Source organism: Paraburkholderia pallida, from assembly GCF_004524855.1.
Taxonomy (GTDB): Bacteria; Pseudomonadota; Gammaproteobacteria; order Burkholderiales; family Burkholderiaceae; genus Paraburkholderia; species Paraburkholderia oxyphila.
In genome coordinates this window covers 59,390-76,671 of sequence record NZ_CP038151.1, presented here as the reverse complement: position 1 = coordinate 76,671, position 17,282 = coordinate 59,390, and the positions used below count along the sequence as shown (strand labels likewise).

Genomic DNA, 17,282 nt, shown 5'->3' with positions numbered 1-17,282 from the left:
AAGATTGAATTAGCTAGGACACTCGGTGTCTCTCCGCTTAAGACGCTTGCGCGGAATCATAAATCTGTGGGCTCAGTACGAAAACACGATGTCGTTGGTTCCTTGGGTCGCACAGGCCGAAGCGGGAGACGCAGGAGGACGAGCAATTTTCATTGAGCAGGGCTCGAATAGTTCATTCGCAGCATGAGTCGTGCTGCATTAGCGCAAGGAGACGATTCGAACCATGGCTGACGATCAAAAGCTTGCTGAACTCAGGTCTATAGAGGGGGCCGAAGAGTTCTCCTATGACACGAGCGTGCCTTATGATCGTCTCAATGATGAGTCTATTGCCGTCATTGCAGCCCGCTCGGTGCTGCCCGAAGTCGGCACGGCGCTAGTCAATGACGTCAGGAACTCACCACCTGCGTTTGGGCCGAAGGCCTCGCGGGAACTGGGGAACATTGTCGGCTGGTTTCCGTCTCGAACTATGCGGCTAATTATGCAGTTCGCCAGCCTTGGTGTTCAATACCTCGCTCTCCTGTTCCTTGATAGCCCAATATACAATCGACGCGTTCTGGAGATATGGAATAACGTATTAATCTTCGACGTCGAATATGAAAAAACTACGACTACCCATCGCGCTCACGCGTTGATTGTCGAACCGGACGCGTTTCTCTATTTTGAGTATCGCACCGTAGAGGAGATGTTAAAGAAGCCGGGGCTGTATCACATAGTCGACGGTCGCTGGGATGCACCAAAACTTAGAGTTGCCGCCGCTCGATATGGCATTGGCTATCGCCTGGTTACCGACGACGATATTGGGCAGGTCGCGCTAGGAAATCTGAAGGATCTGCAGAGATGCTACTGGCCGAACTATCGGGCCCCATCTGAGTCAACGCTTGCCTATATTGCCCAACGTGTCGAGGCAGAGCGTGTTGTAAGTTGGCGTTCTCTGAACGATGAGGGAATATCCGGCGACGCGATAAAGTGCGCGATTGCGCTGGGCTTGGTCTGGTACCCAATTCGCGATTGGGATATGTCGCTGGAAATTGCGTTCATCTACGCCGATGAAGATGCATATCGTCAGCATCGCGAGGAGCGTAGAAATCTTGATGCTTTGACGGCTATTCCCGTACCGAAGCTGCTTCCCGCTGTCGGGGATGAAGTGGAAGTTGATGGAGCCACTTACACCGTCGTTCGAGCAGACGCGGTATTTCGACTTGTCTGCCTAGGGCTGGACGACAAATATGCGACGAGGCAGCAGGCAGAAGAAGAGTGTCGCAGTCTCCGATGGATATTTAAGGACCAGGCCGCCGGGTTAATCTACCAATTGTCCAAAAAGCAAATCTGGGAGGGCACGCTTACTCTTGCAGAATTCTCGCAGAATCGGGAAATATATCGTTGGCGGTTTGGCGTCAAGGAAGGCTCGATCATGTCTGACGCAACTGTGCGTCGGATCAAAGCAAAAATTGAATTAGCTAAGCTGCTCGGAATCTCTCCACTTGTGACACTCGCTCGAAATCATGGCGGTAACCCCGGGGCTCGCTCATTTGGAGAGGGCTTTGCATGGCGGAAGGTGCTGTACAACATCTTCCTTACAGCTACAGCCCCGACGGTATCGAATATAAAGAGGCCGTATGAGATCGAATGCGAAAAGCAAGGGCAGAAGCCGGTCTCATTGCGAACGCTTAGAAATCGTTTAAAGATACTCGGAGAATACAACGTCGTCGTTCTCCGAAAAGGTGAGTTCGCGGCGTACAAGTACGGCGCGTTCGTTCCGGGGGAGCGGGTCTGTCTTCTGGTCAAAGGGCGGTATCCGGGAGAGGTCGGTCATATCGATTCAACTCCTTTCCCTAATGTGGCGATTGATCCATTTACACAGGAGCCGGCCACCCGTCGACTGTCTTTGACGATTATGGTTGACGCCAACACTGATGATGTCGTGGGATTCGTCCTTTATTATGGATCTCCTTCGTACCGCGCAATATATCGTCTTCTGCGGCAGATTGTGAATAAGACTGGGCAACTACCTGAGTTTATCGTTGTCGACCGTGGTCCGGAGCATCTGGCGAAACAATTGCAAGTTAATCTTGCGCGCTTTCGTGTCATCACACTTCTGCGACCTGTGAAAAAGGCTCGCGCTGGGCAGACGGTTGAGGGAAAATTCAGTGCTTTGATCAGAGGTCTCCTCAAAAATTTACCAGGATTTCGCGATCCGAATGATAATTATCGGGAGATTCCTGCGTCCTTCACGCCGAAGAGTCAAGCGAGGCTGACTCTGACTGAGTTCAGACATAAGATTGCGTCTTTTTTTCGTCTCGCTCGGACCAAGCCATCAGCAAAAACCGGGAGCGAATCTATCGAACGCTTCGCGGCGCGCCGGGAGTTCGAGAAAGGGCCTCATTGGATCGCGATCGACGATATCAACGAGTTTCTCTTCACGATGATGCCGTTGGTCGAGGATGGTGGCAAACGTAAAGTCTATGAGGGTTGCATACGCAATCAGTACGTCACCTACAGCCATGAAATTTTTCTAGACCCGCGAGTTGACGGGCAGGATGTCTCTGTCCGTGAGGATCCGGACAATATCGGGCACGTGATTGTCGATCTCGACGTCGATAAGTTGAACGTGCCCGGATCGGACCTGCCCCCGTTGCCGAGCCGAGTCATCGCGAAATGTGCATGGTACGAGCGTTACAGCGTTTTCACGGTTGAAGAGCGGGAAGAGTACTTCGAGCACAGGAGAAAGACTACGCAGCTCAGCGACAGGACTGTGGCGATGTCGCAAGATTTCGAATTGCTCTTGGAGCTCGAAGCTCGTCGGCGAACGCCAGCCGGCGCCCAAGCGTATGCGATAGCCCTGCAAAACCGGGAAATCGACGTTAGCCGACAATCTCTCGTCAAGCTTGGCATTCTCAGGCCGGACGGCACAGTGAACCCTGACTTTGTCGTGCCTCCCTTCGATTCCTCCGCAGCGGCAGGATTCGCATCGGCAGCGGATCCTGATGGCAGCGCAAACTTCACCGAACCGCCAACAGCAACCGCCCCTGTCGAGCAGAGTGTCAGGCAACCAGAACAAGTTGCGACGTCGAAAGAAGAAGAGGTCGTCAATGGCTCGCGCAAACAACGCACTCAAGGTGCTGCGACGAAGGAGACCGCTCGGCCCCGGGCCACGCCTGCGACAACACCGGTGCCGACGGATTTGGGTGCGCAGGAAGTCGAGCCCAATACTCCGGCCGAGCCGCCGGCGAAGCCCACGTCCGAGCCACGGATCTTGGACGATATTTGAACGAATATTTCGGCGTTCCTCGATCCAAAAGCGCGACTTGAGGGGGACGATGGGCGTGAGAAACGTATCCGCGTTCAGATGGCTCAACATGTTCCACTAGATAGTTGGAGGGAGTGATGCGCGATATCAGCACATTGTTGGATTCGAGCTTCTGCCTCGAGCAGGGCGACCGCGAGATCTTGGCTCATGTCAGATATGACTGGCGTAGCGGCCATCGAAATTACAAGCAGGCGCTGGGCGAACTCAACGCCCGCACGCTCCTGCCGTTTGGGCGTACACCTATAACCATAATTGGGCCCACCGGAGTCGGTAAGACCTGCGTAATGAAAGACCAAGACGCTTTGCTCGTTTCCCAATCTATCAAAGAGGGGATTCCCGTTCGGGGATCAGGCTATTCCCCCTTGGGGGCGCCGGTCGCTGGCAAGATGGATGTCTCAACCATTTACTCCGACATCGTGCGGCATGCACTTGAGCCTCTTGTCGGCTACAAAATTGCCTATCCTCCTGCTAAGGAGGGAGCACCGGAGGCACGTCTGTCGAGGACAGTAGCCCAAACGCGTGCCGCGAATTTGCAAGTTATCGAGAAGATGGCAAACAGCGGGCACTATAAGGCTCTTTTTCTTGATGACGCGGGCCCGAGCGCGACACTTTTAAAGGCAAACCGCGCCTTGGAGGCGCCGACTGTATTCAAGGAAATCTGTGACCGGGCACGGAAATGCACGGTCGTATTATCAGGCGGCCCGGAGATTTATAGCTTCTTGAGGCAAAACGACCAGCAGTCTGCGCGATTTAAGATTATTTGGATGCCCCCGTATTACTTGAGAGAAACCGAGGATGTGGAAGAGTTCAAGTCATTCCTCCGTACGCTTGAAGAAAAGAAACTTGGCAAACGGTTGATCGTACCGGGTACCCTGACGGACCACAGCTTTGAAGTGATGGCGTTCTGTTACGGGACTGTTGGAATGACGGTGGACATGGTCATCTCCTGCACGATCTTGGCAAGGATGGAGGAACGTGCGCTAGATTGGAAGTTGCTTCGGGAGCATTTGGAGAACAACGCGAACCATTGCGGGGAAATGATGGCACTTGGGCAGAGATTCTTTGATGCGGCGCGGGAGAGGAGAATGGATGAGTACCAGATGCTTTTTAGCTTCTTTGCCAAACGCGAGAAGGAGGGACACGATGTGCGTAAAGTACCTTCTCCATCAGATCAAAAAGCGACAGCCGGGGAGGCGGGTTCTGCCGAACCGAAGGGCAAGAACTCCCCCAAAGGTCGAAATCGCTCGAAAGCTAAGCCGACACGTGAAACCATGTGAGGGTGCAAATGGACGTCATTCGTTGTCCGAAGCCACAAAGGCGAGGCACATGGGAGCGCGAGTCGCTCAGCAGTTACTACTTGCGGTGGGCCGAAGATTTGAACCTGTCGGTCACGGTGCTGTTGTCGCATATCATTCGCCCTGCCATCGCTGATTGTGTCGTCCCAACTTCTCCGAATACGAGACCGATGGTTGACCGGCCGCACTCAATCAATGCGCACTGGATTCGGGCAACTGAGCGTATAACCGGTCGTGACGATATTGAGGACATGTCGTTGTGGGGAGTATCCAATTTCTTTACACGCTCGCCCGTACGGCAACACTATGCATGGTGCCCGTATTGTCTTGAGGAGTTCGCAGACATGGCGCATTGCGACGTCGATAGCCCCAATCAGATGGCGTTTTCTCCGCTCGTATGGAGGCTACCTGACTACACAATCTGCATCCGGCATGAGACGCCAATGGTCGTCAAATGTTCCGAGTGCGGACAAGGACGACAACGCCTGCTTTGGGCGGGTGCTCGTGTCGGATGTTGCTCGCATTGTCGACGCTGGATGGGGAGACCTTTCAGTGAGTCCGAGCCGGTTGCAGACCTAGATGGCCTTGCGCTCTCTGTCTGTACGGCAGAGACTCTCGAACTGCCCATGTTATATCCGGACTGTGTTAAGCAACTCGATGGACTAATTCGCGAACTCGTCGTAGACCGCGTCATCGACCGCGATGTCTTGCGCCAAATCCTCGGACTTTCATCTTGCTCGATAGACTTCAGGGTACGACGAATGCGTCGACCTTCTGTTCAAGACGTCGTTCGTTTGGCAGTTGCAGGCAACCTGAGCGTATACGATCTATGCCTTCTGCGCCCGTTTCCGGCGCAACTGAGAGAACGGTTCGTTTCGGTAAGCTTGGATTCGCTCACCTCAAACAAGCGTGCCCAGCAGCGGCACATGGTTAAAGGTGCGATAGCGAAGCGGCTGGGCGAGAGCATCTCAGAGGCGGACGTTGCATCTTCGACATCCTTTTGCGCGGATATTGGCGTACATCCGCAAATTGCTCAGAGGGCTGACCCGGAGGGTATGGCATTGCTCTCGAGGAGATATCACGACAAATTGAAAAAACGCAGCTCCTTTTTCCAGCGTCTTTCCGAAGCGATGGATAGACTCATACTTTCTGGATGTTTTCCGACCTCTGTTCGATTGTGGGAGCAAGAGAGGATCTCTTTGATATCAGATGAGGCGAAGCAGAGATTTAAAGAAGAGCGCAGCCGACGTGGGCTTCCGATCAATATTTCGGCCGACCCTGTTGCGAAAGAGAGAGCAATGAGCGCTGAAATCGAAAGACTCAGAGCGCTCAAGAAAGCGAGCTAGTCTCGTGCGGTAAGCTCGACTTGACCGTAGGTCTTGGAAGTTCAGCTTCTGTATTGACGGCGTACCTGAGCAATACCCTGAAATTTTTGCAAGCCGTCAATGCGGGGCCGAAGGGCCGTCCAACCGTTCTTGACGACCGCCGGCGAAAGGTCGAATCGTGAGGGAGCACGGCACAGCTAGGGCGTTGGTGGGGCCGACACGATGCGGTGCTCCCGCCTGCGTATCGCGACGTCATCGCGCGGTATGGGGAATGGTCTGGGTAGGTGAGCGTCAGTTGCCCTTCTTTTGACGGCGGCTATTCGTGGGGGCCGGCGGGGCTATATCGGTGGTCTCCCCGGTGCTGGCCGCTCTAGGCCGGCCTCTAGGGCGCCGTGGAGTTCCTGGTTCTGCATTCCGGCGTCCCAAGGCTCCCGACGCCTTCCGGCGACGATCAAGTGCTAGCTTATTTTCGTCGATTGAAGTCTTTGCTGTTTCGAAGGACGGAAGCTCTAGCTCGACGCGCCGGGCATCCTCGGAGTTCACGCCCCCCTTCATGCGTATGGCGGATAGGCACTGGAGGAAAAAGGCTGCCTGAAACGTCCCCCGCCAAATCTTCTGGTAGAGGCAAGCTTGATTTTCCTTCAAGCCAAAATGCATTAGAAGGTCAGACAGTTCACCAAAGGTGACACCCTGACTCTCCATCTCTCTGCGAATGATGGCTCGAGCCTCATCATGGAAATCGGTGGCCACGTCAATCCTCGCAATGCAATCAGTCAGTAGACATAATCCGTTGGAGCGTTCGCCCCGATTTATACCGCAGTGAGACAGTTCTACACAATCCCTCTCACGGCCGCCGCGAATTCGTGTAAATATTACAAAACTAGGTTCATAGCTCAGCCAAATCAATCTCGGGATGAATTAGTTCGGCTATATCGATTTGATAACACCTGTTTGCGTCAGACCGCAGTTATCAATCACGCGGAGAGACTGAGGAACGTCGTCATTTGCCCCCGCAGACTCATGCTGCACAACGTGCCAAGAGGAAGGGCGGAGGGTGTTTTCAATAAATTTATCTATGCATTTGATAACACGTCCTTCTGTATTGTCAATAGTCACTGGGAATACCGGATTCGTTACGGTAAAAGGGGCCTGATATATCAGTGGAGCCTGGCCCTTTGCCGCATGTGCTAGTTTTATAGTACGGGTTAACCTGCCTTGATGGCTGCGAGTTTTATAGTACGTTTACTCGTGCGAGCAGTCGACTGAGTTTCGGACCTCAAGGATGGAGCTATCATGAAATTGCACATCGCGTCAGACATGCATATGCACACCAACCGTTCAGCGGGACCGGACGAACGTGTTCAGCCCGTGGACGCTGATGCCCTCATTCTTGCCGGAGACATCGACTGTGTAGAACGTGTCGGCGAGAGATATGCTGATTGGCCATACGAGGTGCTCTACGTTCGGGGCAATCACGACACATATCTGCGCTGCTATGAGCAGTCGATTGCACAGGCGGTACTCAACTGCGCTACGGGCCGGGTCAGATTCCTCGAACGGAGCTGTATCTCATACCCTGGCGTACGTGTGCTCGGATGTTGCCTCTGGACTGATTTCGAACTCATCCATAGGCAGCACGACGCTATGATTCTTGCTGGCTTCTCCGGACGAGACTATCGGCTGAATTTTCGAGCCGATGGGAAACGCTTGGCGCCAGCCGATACTTTGACTGAGCATCGGTTGTCGGTCGAGTGGCTCGAGCGCGAATTGAAGGCAAAGTTTCGCGGTACCACGGTTGTGGTAACGCACCACGCTCCTCACGTGCGCTCACTCGACCCGTCGTACGGGGTGAATAGCTACAGTACGGTGTTCGCTAGTGACCTGACGAGGTTGCTACGCCATACATCACTATGGATTCATGGTCATACCCACTTTTCGTCTGCCTATAAAGTTAAGCACTGCAGAGTTATATGCAACCCTGCCGGATCAATATCGAGGCCAAATCCCGATTTCGTTCCCGATCTTCTTGTTGAAATCTAACCGTAGAAAGCTCGGAGAACGTTATGTCACGGATTAACATCGGTGGGTTCGGGACTGGGAATGTCGAACAGGCGTCAAGCTTGGCTATACGGTACGCCGAAGCCCTTAACGTGAGGTTCATCGACTTCTACCGCTATGCAATCTTCCCTCAATCAGGGCGTCATGCGAAAACTGCGTACATGCAGATACCTCGACGGCTGTACACAGAGGGCATGACAACCACAGCCTTGGAGTGGGTGTTGGCATTGGCAACGCTCATGAGGACCTCCGACGTCCAATACTGCACGACGTTGCCGCTGCAGGGCGCAATTTCTGGACGCGGACTGAATACAGATGAGCGGAGATGGTGCCCGCAATGCCTCGATGAGATGGCGGATAGCGGCGAGGTTATTTACGAACCGCTGGTCTGGCGCATGTGCGACGCGTGCTGCACTGTCCATGCCACGGCATTGGCTAGCGTGTGTCCCTTATGCAAGCGCGGAGCGCAGACATTCCTCGTGCCCAACGCTCGTGTTGGCTGCTGTCGGCACTGTGGTGCATGGCTTGGACATCCCAAGGCTGCGATGGAACGCGCGGTTGACGAAAGGCAGATCAGCGCTTCGCGCCTATGCAGTGAACTTGTGCTTCTTCCACAGCTTCTCGGTGAACACGAGGCATTGGTTCCATCAAAGGTCGCCGTACAGGCACTCTGGAGCCACTTCTTTGATGCGAGCAGCGAGCGCATGGGCCAGGCAATTGGCGAAACGGCGGCACGCATCCGCTGTTATTTGCGTGGGGACCTCACAGCACCGCTATCGGTGATAGTACGCTTGGCGTTGGTAACTCAAACGACAATGCGGCAAATCTTCGTTACCCAAGAATTTCTTGACTCAGGTAGTGGCGTTACGGTCGAGCCGTCGGTTGTTTCGTCCCTACACGTGCTGGAGTCACCGAGTGCCGGACGCCTCGTGTCTGACGCGCGTAATGTTGACGACGGAACGCAGGGTAACCCTCCGTCCTCGGGTGACAGTTCCACGAGCCGAAAGATTTGGCGCTGGCGTCGTCGGAATGCTCTGGGTGAGCAGGCACAAGTACGTGCAAGGAACGCCGCGCGGCAAGCCGTTGAGAAGAAGGTCTCATTCGCCCATAAAGTGAAAGTGATCGTTGCTGATTTGAAGACCTCTGGTGCGCCTCAGCCTTCAATAAAGGCCGTAAAGCAACTGATTAGTAGTCGCGGGCCACTGCTCAATCCTTGGGAGCGAATGATTATCGCGAGCAGAATTTCGCAGGTTTACTCGGTGGGGGAAAGCGCTATATCGGATGGGCCGTCGGGTGATTCATATGTTCAACACGTCAATGGGTGAGAAGAATGGCCACGCACGATAACTGCTTTAGCCTCGCGGAGGCTGCGCGAATTCTTCAATGTGACGACAAGTACATTGAGGCAATGGCCACGCTTGGGCGAATAAGAACCCACGCTTCACCGAATGGCGACCTCCACATCAATGCCGACGCGATAGCCGCATTCCGCGACGAGACTTGGGACGGAATCAGAGACATGATGCTGGGGCTTCTTGATACCCTTCAGGAGCAGCATATCGACATGATCAACGAAAGTCTGCAATCCGCCGTAGCCGAGAGGAGCAAGCGGAGCGCTCGTCGGACCACTGCAGGTTGTGAGCGCTTCACACTGCCGCTATCGTTGGTCGATGTGCAGAAGCGGCGAAGATGAAGACGGACGGGTCCAGTCCTCAAAACCTTGCTTTTGGCTCGTAGATCGAGCGGCGCAATCAATACGGGACACTTCTACAACGAGGCAGTGGCGTTGCGTTAATTCAAGCAATACCTCCGTTTCGAGGGGTAAGACGAAAGCGACGTGCGAGCCCTGGTTGCAACCTCATGCGCTAGTTGCTCGCCGTTGGCTCCGGAGAACGTTTCCATGAATGCGCGTGAGCTACCTCGACGCTTAAGTTCTGCGGAACTCGAGGCTGAGGTTCCTTTTTTCCAAATGTATGGCGACCCGTCTGAGGGAGAGGCGCTAGGAGCGTTAATTGTCCCGGCCATCCCTTGGGTGCGAGAGTGAAGCAGCAATCCGGACGAGCCCTGTGAGGTCTGCGTCGTCGCGCGCGAGAGGCGCAGGATGCGAAACACTAGTTTGTGACGCGAGAGCCGGTCAAAGTTGTTCCCTTTGGCCCAGAGCTCGGGAATTACAGGATTGCCCTTAGCGTGGAGCACCCTTGAGGATAGCCCTTCACGTTTTCTTCGGTGGGCCGGACAACGAGCAAAGAAGGCAATGCGTATTCATTGCGGTCAGCGGAGGGCGTGATGTCTATCTACAAAAGTGCGCCGGTGGAAGAAGTACCTGACGTGATTCTGTCGTGTTGGTCAATCCGTGAGGACAGCGCGGGTCTACGGTATTTTGTGGGCTTCAACGAGAACAGCGGCGACGGTCGGGTAAGCACGCCAATCCAAATACTTGATGCCGAACAGCGTATCGGCTTCACGACGAGCGGGCGACGATACATCCTTGTTGGATGCGGAGGTTCGCATCGGGATTCGGAGTACGTCTGGAACCTGGTGGTCTACGTCCGGAGTTTGGGGCTATGGCGCGACGTGACCGCCGAACTTGTGCCCGATTGGCGTACATCAATACGAAGTACGACCCTCTTACGGGCCGCCGCATCAGAAAGCGCACCTATGCCAATCTTCTGGTCTGCACGTGCATATGGATTGGCTACGGAGGGCGCACCGGCGAAGCTGCAACTTTTGTCTGAAGTGCGTGGAGAATGCTCACATCCACCCCTGAAGATAAAAGGCAGCACATCCGAAACTTATCTCTGCGCTGCTCGCGCGACGCTACGCTCAGTGGAGAGTCGAGAAGTGAGTATTGACCCCCAAGCTCGTCTTCCGGGGCATTTGAAAATCTGGGTCACCGCGCTCGGCACGTTCGAAGAAAGGCTAGGGCGGCCAGTCGCTCGCCTTGACGCCTACTGTGGCCCTCAGTGGGTGAACGCGACGGTTCGTTCGACGGACTGGAGCGGTCACAAGATTAGGCCGTTTGAGCTAGCGCCCACTGATGGAGTCTGGGAGGTATTCCTGCGAGCAATTGCGGCTCACGAGCGATCACGGCAATGACCCGTCGACCACAATCGCGCAGCACGGTGCTTTGATGGAAGATGGCCTCGAATTACCTGACCGGTCATGCGTTGTTATCTGACATGCCCGGCAGACAGGAGCACGCGTTTGGCTCTCTATCGATGACAGGGCACATGGGGTTCCGTCGGAATACGAGTGCCATTTCCTTACGACCAATCCGCAAGAAGGGTCGGGCGCGAAACTCAAAGGGCACTGAGATATGGCTCGCAAAGAACGGCGCGTGAGCACCGCTGACCGGTCAAGCTCTGCATCGACGCGAGCCGGGCATATCGTACAGCCTCGGACAGAGGGTGGTGGACGAGTGGAGCGAAACGTCGATGCGAACATCAGTCCTGCCGTGGACGTGGCTCTCCGCTACATGGCACAACATATGAGTAGTCTGGCGCCCAGACATATTGTAGATATCCTGACGAGCCCGAGTTGGGAAATCGGGCATATGGTCAAGGCAGCGCTTCTCGAAGCTGCATATCACAGAAAGACTGGCTTTCTACCAGACGTGCCGCTGACACCCGCGAATCAACATGGCGTCCAGACCCACCGGCGAAGGGGGCCTGACATGGTATGACCGCTCGTTGAGGAACGAAGTTACCGATGCCTACTTTCATACCCGACAAACGTCAGCGCCGAATCTTCGAAGAGGCCCTGGCAGCACACCGCGAGGCGCAGGTGCTCGGCGCGCCGCTCCGGGTGGGCTCGTCGAAAAGTGGAGCAGCGAAGTGGGAATCGTAGGACCTGAAGGCTGGAAGTTCAGAGATAAAAGGAAGAGCAGGATGACTAAGCGATGAGCAACCCGGAGGCTTCATGACAGTATCAGAATTGCTAGAGGCGCTCGCCCGGGTCGACCCCAGGAGTCACGTCTTATATATGTCACAAACCGCTGATGCCGATGAGGCCGATGAGGTGCTTGAACTGCAGGCCTACCAGGCGTGGACCTATGAACGGGGTTGCTACGGGAGACACCCGTACAGCGTTTGGTATCCCTTCGAGCCTGAACCACGGAAAGAGGGCTATCACAGCGTCGTCTACCAATCGGTATCAGTTGTTGTCCTCTCGGATGGCCAAACGAACCTCAGATTTCCCCTTAACGGAGGGCCAGATGGTGATCAAAGAAGATAACGATGTGTTCATCTCGATTGCTGCCGCCGCAGAACTGCTGTTTGTATCTCGTCAGCATGTGGCCAAGTTGATTGAAGAGGGGACGCTCCCGCTTCACCATGTCACCGGCCAAAACCGGTTGTTACGAAAGGCTGATGTGCTCGAGTACAAGGCTAAGATCGAGACTGAGGCGAAGGCCTTTTTCGAAACTCAGACAGAGGACAAGAATCCCCCCGGCCTATGCTCTTTCAACAGGGGCGCCTCGACAAGCCGGACATAACCCAATGTACGAGCGCATGGCCTGAGTGCATCATTGGTCAAGGAATTTTCCGGCCCAGTTCGGCGAGACGTAATCCCAGCGTTGCTGGAACTCCTCTTTGAGCAGATAGGCGCGTCCGCTACGTAGATTGTCCTGAGGCAAATCCCCTGGGCGAACACGTTGCTTGGCGTCGCGAAAGGCGCGTTTGCGCTGCCCGACCTCGACAAGAACAATGACGATATGCTCGGCATTTGGTATGGACGCGCGCTCAATCGATGCACCCTAGAATGGTATGGAATCGTCCCAAGGTCCATCGTATCGCGGCTCCGGTTTCGGGCCAGCTCCGAGCGGCATCGGGAGGATTTGTCTGATAAGCTGGTCTTCTCTGCCAATTGAGTTCGCTGCCGAATCGGAAGCGTAGTCGTCTTCGATTTCGCGAGCTTCTTTCAGGTACCGGTTGCCGTTCGCCATCATGCTCCATTCATACTCAATGAGCAAAGGCTCGTTATCCAATAGATAGATGACCGGGATGAACCTTCGGAAGAGCCTAAGCGTTGACAGATTTTCGAGGAACGGTATTGCGGGCGCGCCCTCCAGAGGCGGATAGAGAACCCCGCATACGACGGCTACCCAAAGGGTGGCCGTCGGTCTTTCTGGCGTCGCCTCTCGAATATTCTCGGGTAGATCAAAGATTAGTTAAATGAGGCGCGCCGGGCACATCTCCTTGAACCTGTTCGGCACATTCGAATTGAAATCGGCCACTGCGACGGAAAGCTCCGATATACGCTTTGCGAAGCAGCGGCCGATTGCCTGCCTATTGTGTCAAAGACTGTTCACTCTCCCGTTGGCGCGGCCGCCGCGCCATCGATGTGCTCAACGACAGCCGTCGGTGCTGCGATGTCCGTTTCAGCGGTCTTTGCCCGAGCATTCTTGGTGGTCCCCTTCTTGGCGGATATCTTCTTTGCAGCCGCCTTCGTCGAGACCGCCTTTTTCGCCGTCACCTTCTTGGAGGCTGCACCAGCGCGAACCGCCTTCTTTGCCGTAGGCGCAGACTTTGTTGCCGTGTTCTTCGTCGCTGCTTTCTTGGCTGCAACCTTCTTTGCCGAGGCTTTACCTGACGAAGTAGACGAGGTTGTCGAATCACCAGTTTCTGAAATCAAGAACTTGGTGCGGTCCTTCACACTCGCGATCCACGCCGGCGCTCGTCCACGGCCACTCCAGGTCGCGCCTGTCTTCGGGTCGCGGTACAGGGCGGGTTGGGGCCCTCGGACATAGTTTCCGGCCTTAGCTGTCGCCTTCACCGTCGTGACGGAGGTGCTAGACATGTCCGCAATCGCAAACTTGGTTCGGTCCTTGGCATTAGCAATCCATGCTGGTGCGCGCCCGCGCCCCGACCAGGTTGCGCCCGTCTTCGGGTCGCGATATTTAGCCGCGACGGCGCCGAGCACATTGGTGGATTGGACGCTCGCCTTGCGACCGCGCTTCTTGCCAAAGTGTGTCTCAATGTCAGCAATCACAAGACCGTGTTTTTCCATCAAGTCGCGGATCTTCTCTAGAACCCCAGAACTTTTCTTTGCAGCTACCGATGCTGCTTGGGCTTGCAGTTTTGCGATTCGCGCTTGAATGGTTTCGAGGGTCGCCATATTTATCTCTTTAAGGAAAGTTGGTGGCACTATGCCACACTCCCTGCGAGGTGTGGTGGTTCTATGCTCAATCTTATATCGACTATTCAAAAAAAACTGGGCGTTCTACGCATTACAAATTGTTCCACCGCGAGCGGACAACATACCTGACTGGATAGGTGATTCAATACGGCCAGGCACCTCATGGAGTTAAGAAACCACTTACTCACGTGGTAGGGTTCGTCGGGCGATTGTTCTAGCACCAGAGACGCGTCGCAGCTGCTGACAGAACCATTGACGTCCTCCCCGCCCTCAGCCTTCGGCTGCCGCATACGAGGCCTCCACCCACTTCTTGGGACAGAGCACGATATTTACGCTAGCAGACGACAAAGCGACTGGCGAAGCTTACTGTCTCGCGCTTCACGTTACAGTTGATAGCGGCAAGCGCCACTCGATGATCGTGTCACTCCGTTACCTCGACACATTCATCAAGCAAGACCGTGCCTGGCTCTTTGCGGAACGCCGACTCTACGTGGATTGGACGGAAGAACGCGGCATGTCATGACTGACTAGCTCGAACACTCTGCGATGGGAGGCAAGGCCCTACGTTTGGCGGCACAGCTTCACGAGATTTCATAGCGGATACGCTGCATTCAATGCCAGCGTACCGTAGGCGTACTATCTGACCTCGTTTGACAGAAGATTGTCGATCTTGGCATGGGCCGGCCAGATCAACTTGACTTCGCCTCATGCGTCCAGACGATAAAAGCCGTTCACTTGCGTCGACCTCGCCGTGTGCGAAGTTTCATCCACGCACGACTTTGCTGCGCTATCTGTCGTTGTTGATTCGGTCGGATATTGACGAGGATGCGACGCACGGCGTAAATCGATCCATTGAGGCGTACAACACAGTCCATGAAATGACGGCCTACGTACGCAGTGGATTCCTCAACGCTGAACATGCCTATGCCACGCCGGGTGTGTCCAAGGTCACCAACTCCATCTGATTCTTCTCCTTCGTTGCGTACAGTCCAGCTGATATCAGCGAAGCCGGGAAGGATATGGGGATTGACTATCGAAAACTTCAACGAGCGCCCCTTGGATACCGTCGGTACTTCGTTGCGGTACGTTTGAAGCAACGTCCCATCGTTATCGTAGACGCTGATATCAACCTCAGGAACCTGCATAATCGCCCTGTCAGTGGATGCGTCGACGAATTCTACTTCATCGGTTTCGGGAAGAGGCATGAGAAACGAAAACGCTTCTTCCCACGCCAAGGCGGCAGAACTTTCGTCTTCCGCTGACTTGGCTGACTGCGCCGCGTCGTGAAGCAGCGTCAGACGAGTCAGAAAGGTCTCCCATGCGTCGTCGGGAATCCGGTTGATATCTTCCACTGTATCCACAGGATTGAAAACGCGACGATCTTTCGTCAGTCGAATGTAGGCTTTCTCGACGATTGCAATGAGTGCGTCATCATCGGCGATACCAGAAAAGCGTTGCAGCCACATTCCTTCAAAGGCCTCAGCGGCGACCACCGTCAGGAAGATGGACGACGGGCGGGCAGCTGGAGTGTCAACGAATGCAACTGCCGACCATCCTTTGAGATAGCGAACAAGCCTTCGTAGCTGCTCGCGATCGTCAGATCCGACAACCTCCTTGAACCATTTGTAGATTTTCTTGGGATCGCTGTCTTCCCACTTCCCTGAAAGACACGCGAGTCGCCGCCGTTCTCTGGCGCGATCAAGATGATACGTGGGTGTGTCGATATGGAATTGCTGTGCGTAAATCGCTCGTGAACAACGTTCCTTGGCTGGTTGCTCTACCTCCTGAAGTTCAGGTGTAGTGCTCGCGTATTCGATGAGGTGTCGTTGCACCCAATCTCGTAGCTGTGACGGCGTCGGAGCGGCATTGGTTTCCTTCGGATCCCACTCGAAGTAAATGCCTACGTCAACGTCATATTCTTCGCCCTTGTGGACCGGCTTGATCAGCGTTCCATACTTATATGACCCTTGCAGCCATGTCGATACGGTGTATCCGTAATTCGCGAGTTCCGACTTCAGATAGTCGGCAAGTTTGTTCCATTGCTGCTGCAGGAATTGACGTTGATCTTCCGTCGGTGTGACACGTGAGCGGAGTGTTTGGTCGGCGTTTCCGTTGAATAAGCGTGCGGCTTTCCCCATTATTCGCCTCGGTGAATTTTGAGTTGTGGTGTATGAGTCAGGTATGTGCGCAGACTTGTCCCGAGCACGTCGGTGACCGCCTTCGAAGCGAGGGCGCTTAGTGTTTTGCGAGCTGCCTCGGTCGCAATATCCAGGCCGAGATCCTTTGCCTGCTCGTCGGACGGAATTCTATCGATGCGCAGGTAGTTGTCGCCTAACCTGTGTTTCACGATCTGTTCCACAAACTGCTGTTGCGATGAGATCATGACGTTAAAGAGTCGCTGCTCGGCGATCCAGTCTGATATCCCGAACCTTCGACTAACGCCGTGAGAGATCGAGTAAGTCTTCGTTGTCGTGCCTATGCTGAGTAAACGGCAGGCCTCCCGAGGAACATCAAAGTAATGGTCGGCTTCATGGAGTGCGATGAGGTCGGGAGCGTTGGCAAACAGGCCACCATCGACGTAAAGATGGTTGTCAACTTCAGCTAGTTCAAAAAACGTCGGCGCGGCCGCAGTAGCAAGAGCAACATCGACCACCTTATACTTCCAGTCCCGGTTCCACTCCGGCTTATGGCGCGTTTTGAAGACCTGAGGCTTTCCTTCCGTTACGTTGACGGCGGGGATTGCAACCGGATGCAAAGCATCGCCGAGGCTCGCGTCAGCCGGAATCAGGGACGTAATCACTTTGCGCAACACGGCTGCCTCGTATCGCGGCACAGCCTGGTAGGCTAAAAGGTCTAGCAGCTTTGCGTACCAGCGTTTTGGCTTCGCCCTGACAGGGAAAATAGAGGTTCCGTATTTCGCGAAGGTATCGACAACCGTCTTCATCGGGACTTCGAAGGCAGCAGCGAGTGCAATGATGCCGCCAATGGAGGTTCCCGTAATGAGGTCGAATCGCTTGGCAATTCGCTCATTGGTCGCTTCCTCCATTTCAGCAAGCGCGTGTGCGGTAAAGACGCCGCGGTATCCGCCTCCGGTCAGTGCTAAGGCTTGGAATGGTTGCTCTTTGGTCCAACTCATGCGTATCCCTGTTGCTTGTTCTTCAC

The 17,282-nt window shown here is 54.7% G+C and carries 11 protein-coding genes and 2 pseudogenes; 9 read left to right on the top strand and 4 right to left on the bottom strand.

Translation table 11 applies throughout. The features are described 5' to 3' along the window. Positions 1 to 223: 223 nt before the first annotated feature. The 4 genes and pseudogenes from E1956_RS35310 to E1956_RS47110 all read left to right on the top strand — a co-directional run bounded on the left by E1956_RS35310 (position 224) and on the right by E1956_RS47110 (position 5,948). Positions 224 to 3,268, top strand: coding sequence for a hypothetical protein (locus tag E1956_RS35310; RefSeq protein WP_134758035.1), 3,045 nt, complete (start codon positions 224 to 226; stop codon positions 3,266 to 3,268). 116 nt (positions 3,269 to 3,384) lie between these two features. Next, a complete protein-coding gene (locus tag E1956_RS35305; RefSeq protein WP_134758034.1) occupies positions 3,385 to 4,584 on the top strand; it encodes a hypothetical protein in 1,200 nt (399 codons plus the stop codon). Between the two features lie 8 nt (positions 4,585 to 4,592). Next, positions 4,593 to 5,030, top strand: a pseudogene (locus tag E1956_RS47780) (TniQ family protein); the annotation flags it as partial. Positions 5,031 to 5,228: 198 nt separating this feature from the next. Next, positions 5,229 to 5,948, top strand: coding sequence for a hypothetical protein (locus E1956_RS47110; protein WP_232072303.1), 720 nt, complete (start codon positions 5,229 to 5,231; stop codon positions 5,946 to 5,948). Positions 5,949 to 6,218: 270 nt separating this feature from the next. Here the strand turns inward: E1956_RS47110 and E1956_RS47775 are convergent, their stop codons facing one another. Continuing rightward, positions 6,219 to 6,677: a DUF6471 domain-containing protein gene (locus E1956_RS47775; RefSeq protein ID WP_418789351.1), complete on the bottom strand. Its 459-nt coding sequence runs from the start codon at positions 6,675 to 6,677 to the stop codon at positions 6,219 to 6,221. A 543-nt stretch (positions 6,678 to 7,220) separates the two neighbouring features. Here E1956_RS47775 and E1956_RS35295 point away from each other — a divergent pair. From E1956_RS35295 to E1956_RS46400, 4 genes are all read left to right on the top strand, one after another. Continuing rightward, on the top strand, positions 7,221 to 7,967 hold the full coding sequence (locus tag E1956_RS35295; protein ID WP_134758032.1) for a metallophosphoesterase family protein: 747 nt from the start codon (positions 7,221 to 7,223) through the stop codon (positions 7,965 to 7,967). A gap of 23 nt (positions 7,968 to 7,990) precedes the next feature. Beyond that, positions 7,991 to 9,310 carry a TniQ family protein gene (locus E1956_RS35290; RefSeq protein ID WP_134758031.1) on the top strand — a complete coding sequence of 440 codons (1,320 nt, stop codon included), beginning with the start codon at positions 7,991 to 7,993 and terminating at the stop codon, positions 9,308 to 9,310. Between the two features lie 5 nt (positions 9,311 to 9,315). Beyond that, positions 9,316 to 9,678: a hypothetical protein gene (locus E1956_RS35285; RefSeq protein WP_134758030.1), complete on the top strand. Its 363-nt coding sequence runs from the start codon at positions 9,316 to 9,318 to the stop codon at positions 9,676 to 9,678. Between the two features lie 2,520 nt (positions 9,679 to 12,198). Continuing rightward, complete coding sequence (locus E1956_RS46400; protein ID WP_167760227.1) at positions 12,199 to 12,477, top strand: excisionase family DNA-binding protein; 279 nt, start codon at positions 12,199 to 12,201, stop codon at positions 12,475 to 12,477. An 812-nt stretch (positions 12,478 to 13,289) separates the two neighbouring features. Here the strand turns inward: E1956_RS46400 and E1956_RS35270 are convergent. After that, positions 13,290 to 14,099, bottom strand: coding sequence for an H-NS family nucleoid-associated regulatory protein (locus E1956_RS35270; RefSeq protein ID WP_134758028.1), 810 nt, complete (start codon positions 14,097 to 14,099; stop codon positions 13,290 to 13,292). Between the two features lie 319 nt (positions 14,100 to 14,418). Here E1956_RS35270 and E1956_RS47770 point away from each other — a divergent pair. Beyond that, positions 14,419 to 14,643: pseudogene (locus tag E1956_RS47770) on the top strand (nuclear transport factor 2 family protein); the annotation flags it as partial. Positions 14,644 to 14,851: 208 nt separating this feature from the next. Here the strand turns inward: E1956_RS47770 and E1956_RS35260 are convergent. Then, a complete protein-coding gene (locus E1956_RS35260; protein ID WP_134758026.1) occupies positions 14,852 to 16,258 on the bottom strand; it encodes a CBASS cGAMP synthase in 1,407 nt (468 codons plus the stop codon). Continuing rightward, entirely contained in the window at positions 16,258 to 17,256 is a 999-nt protein-coding gene (locus E1956_RS35255; RefSeq protein ID WP_134758025.1) for a CBASS cGAMP-activated phospholipase, read from the bottom strand. Before E1956_RS35255 ends, E1956_RS35260 begins: the two co-directional genes overlap by 1 nt. Between the last annotated feature and the right edge of the window lie 26 nt (positions 17,257 to 17,282).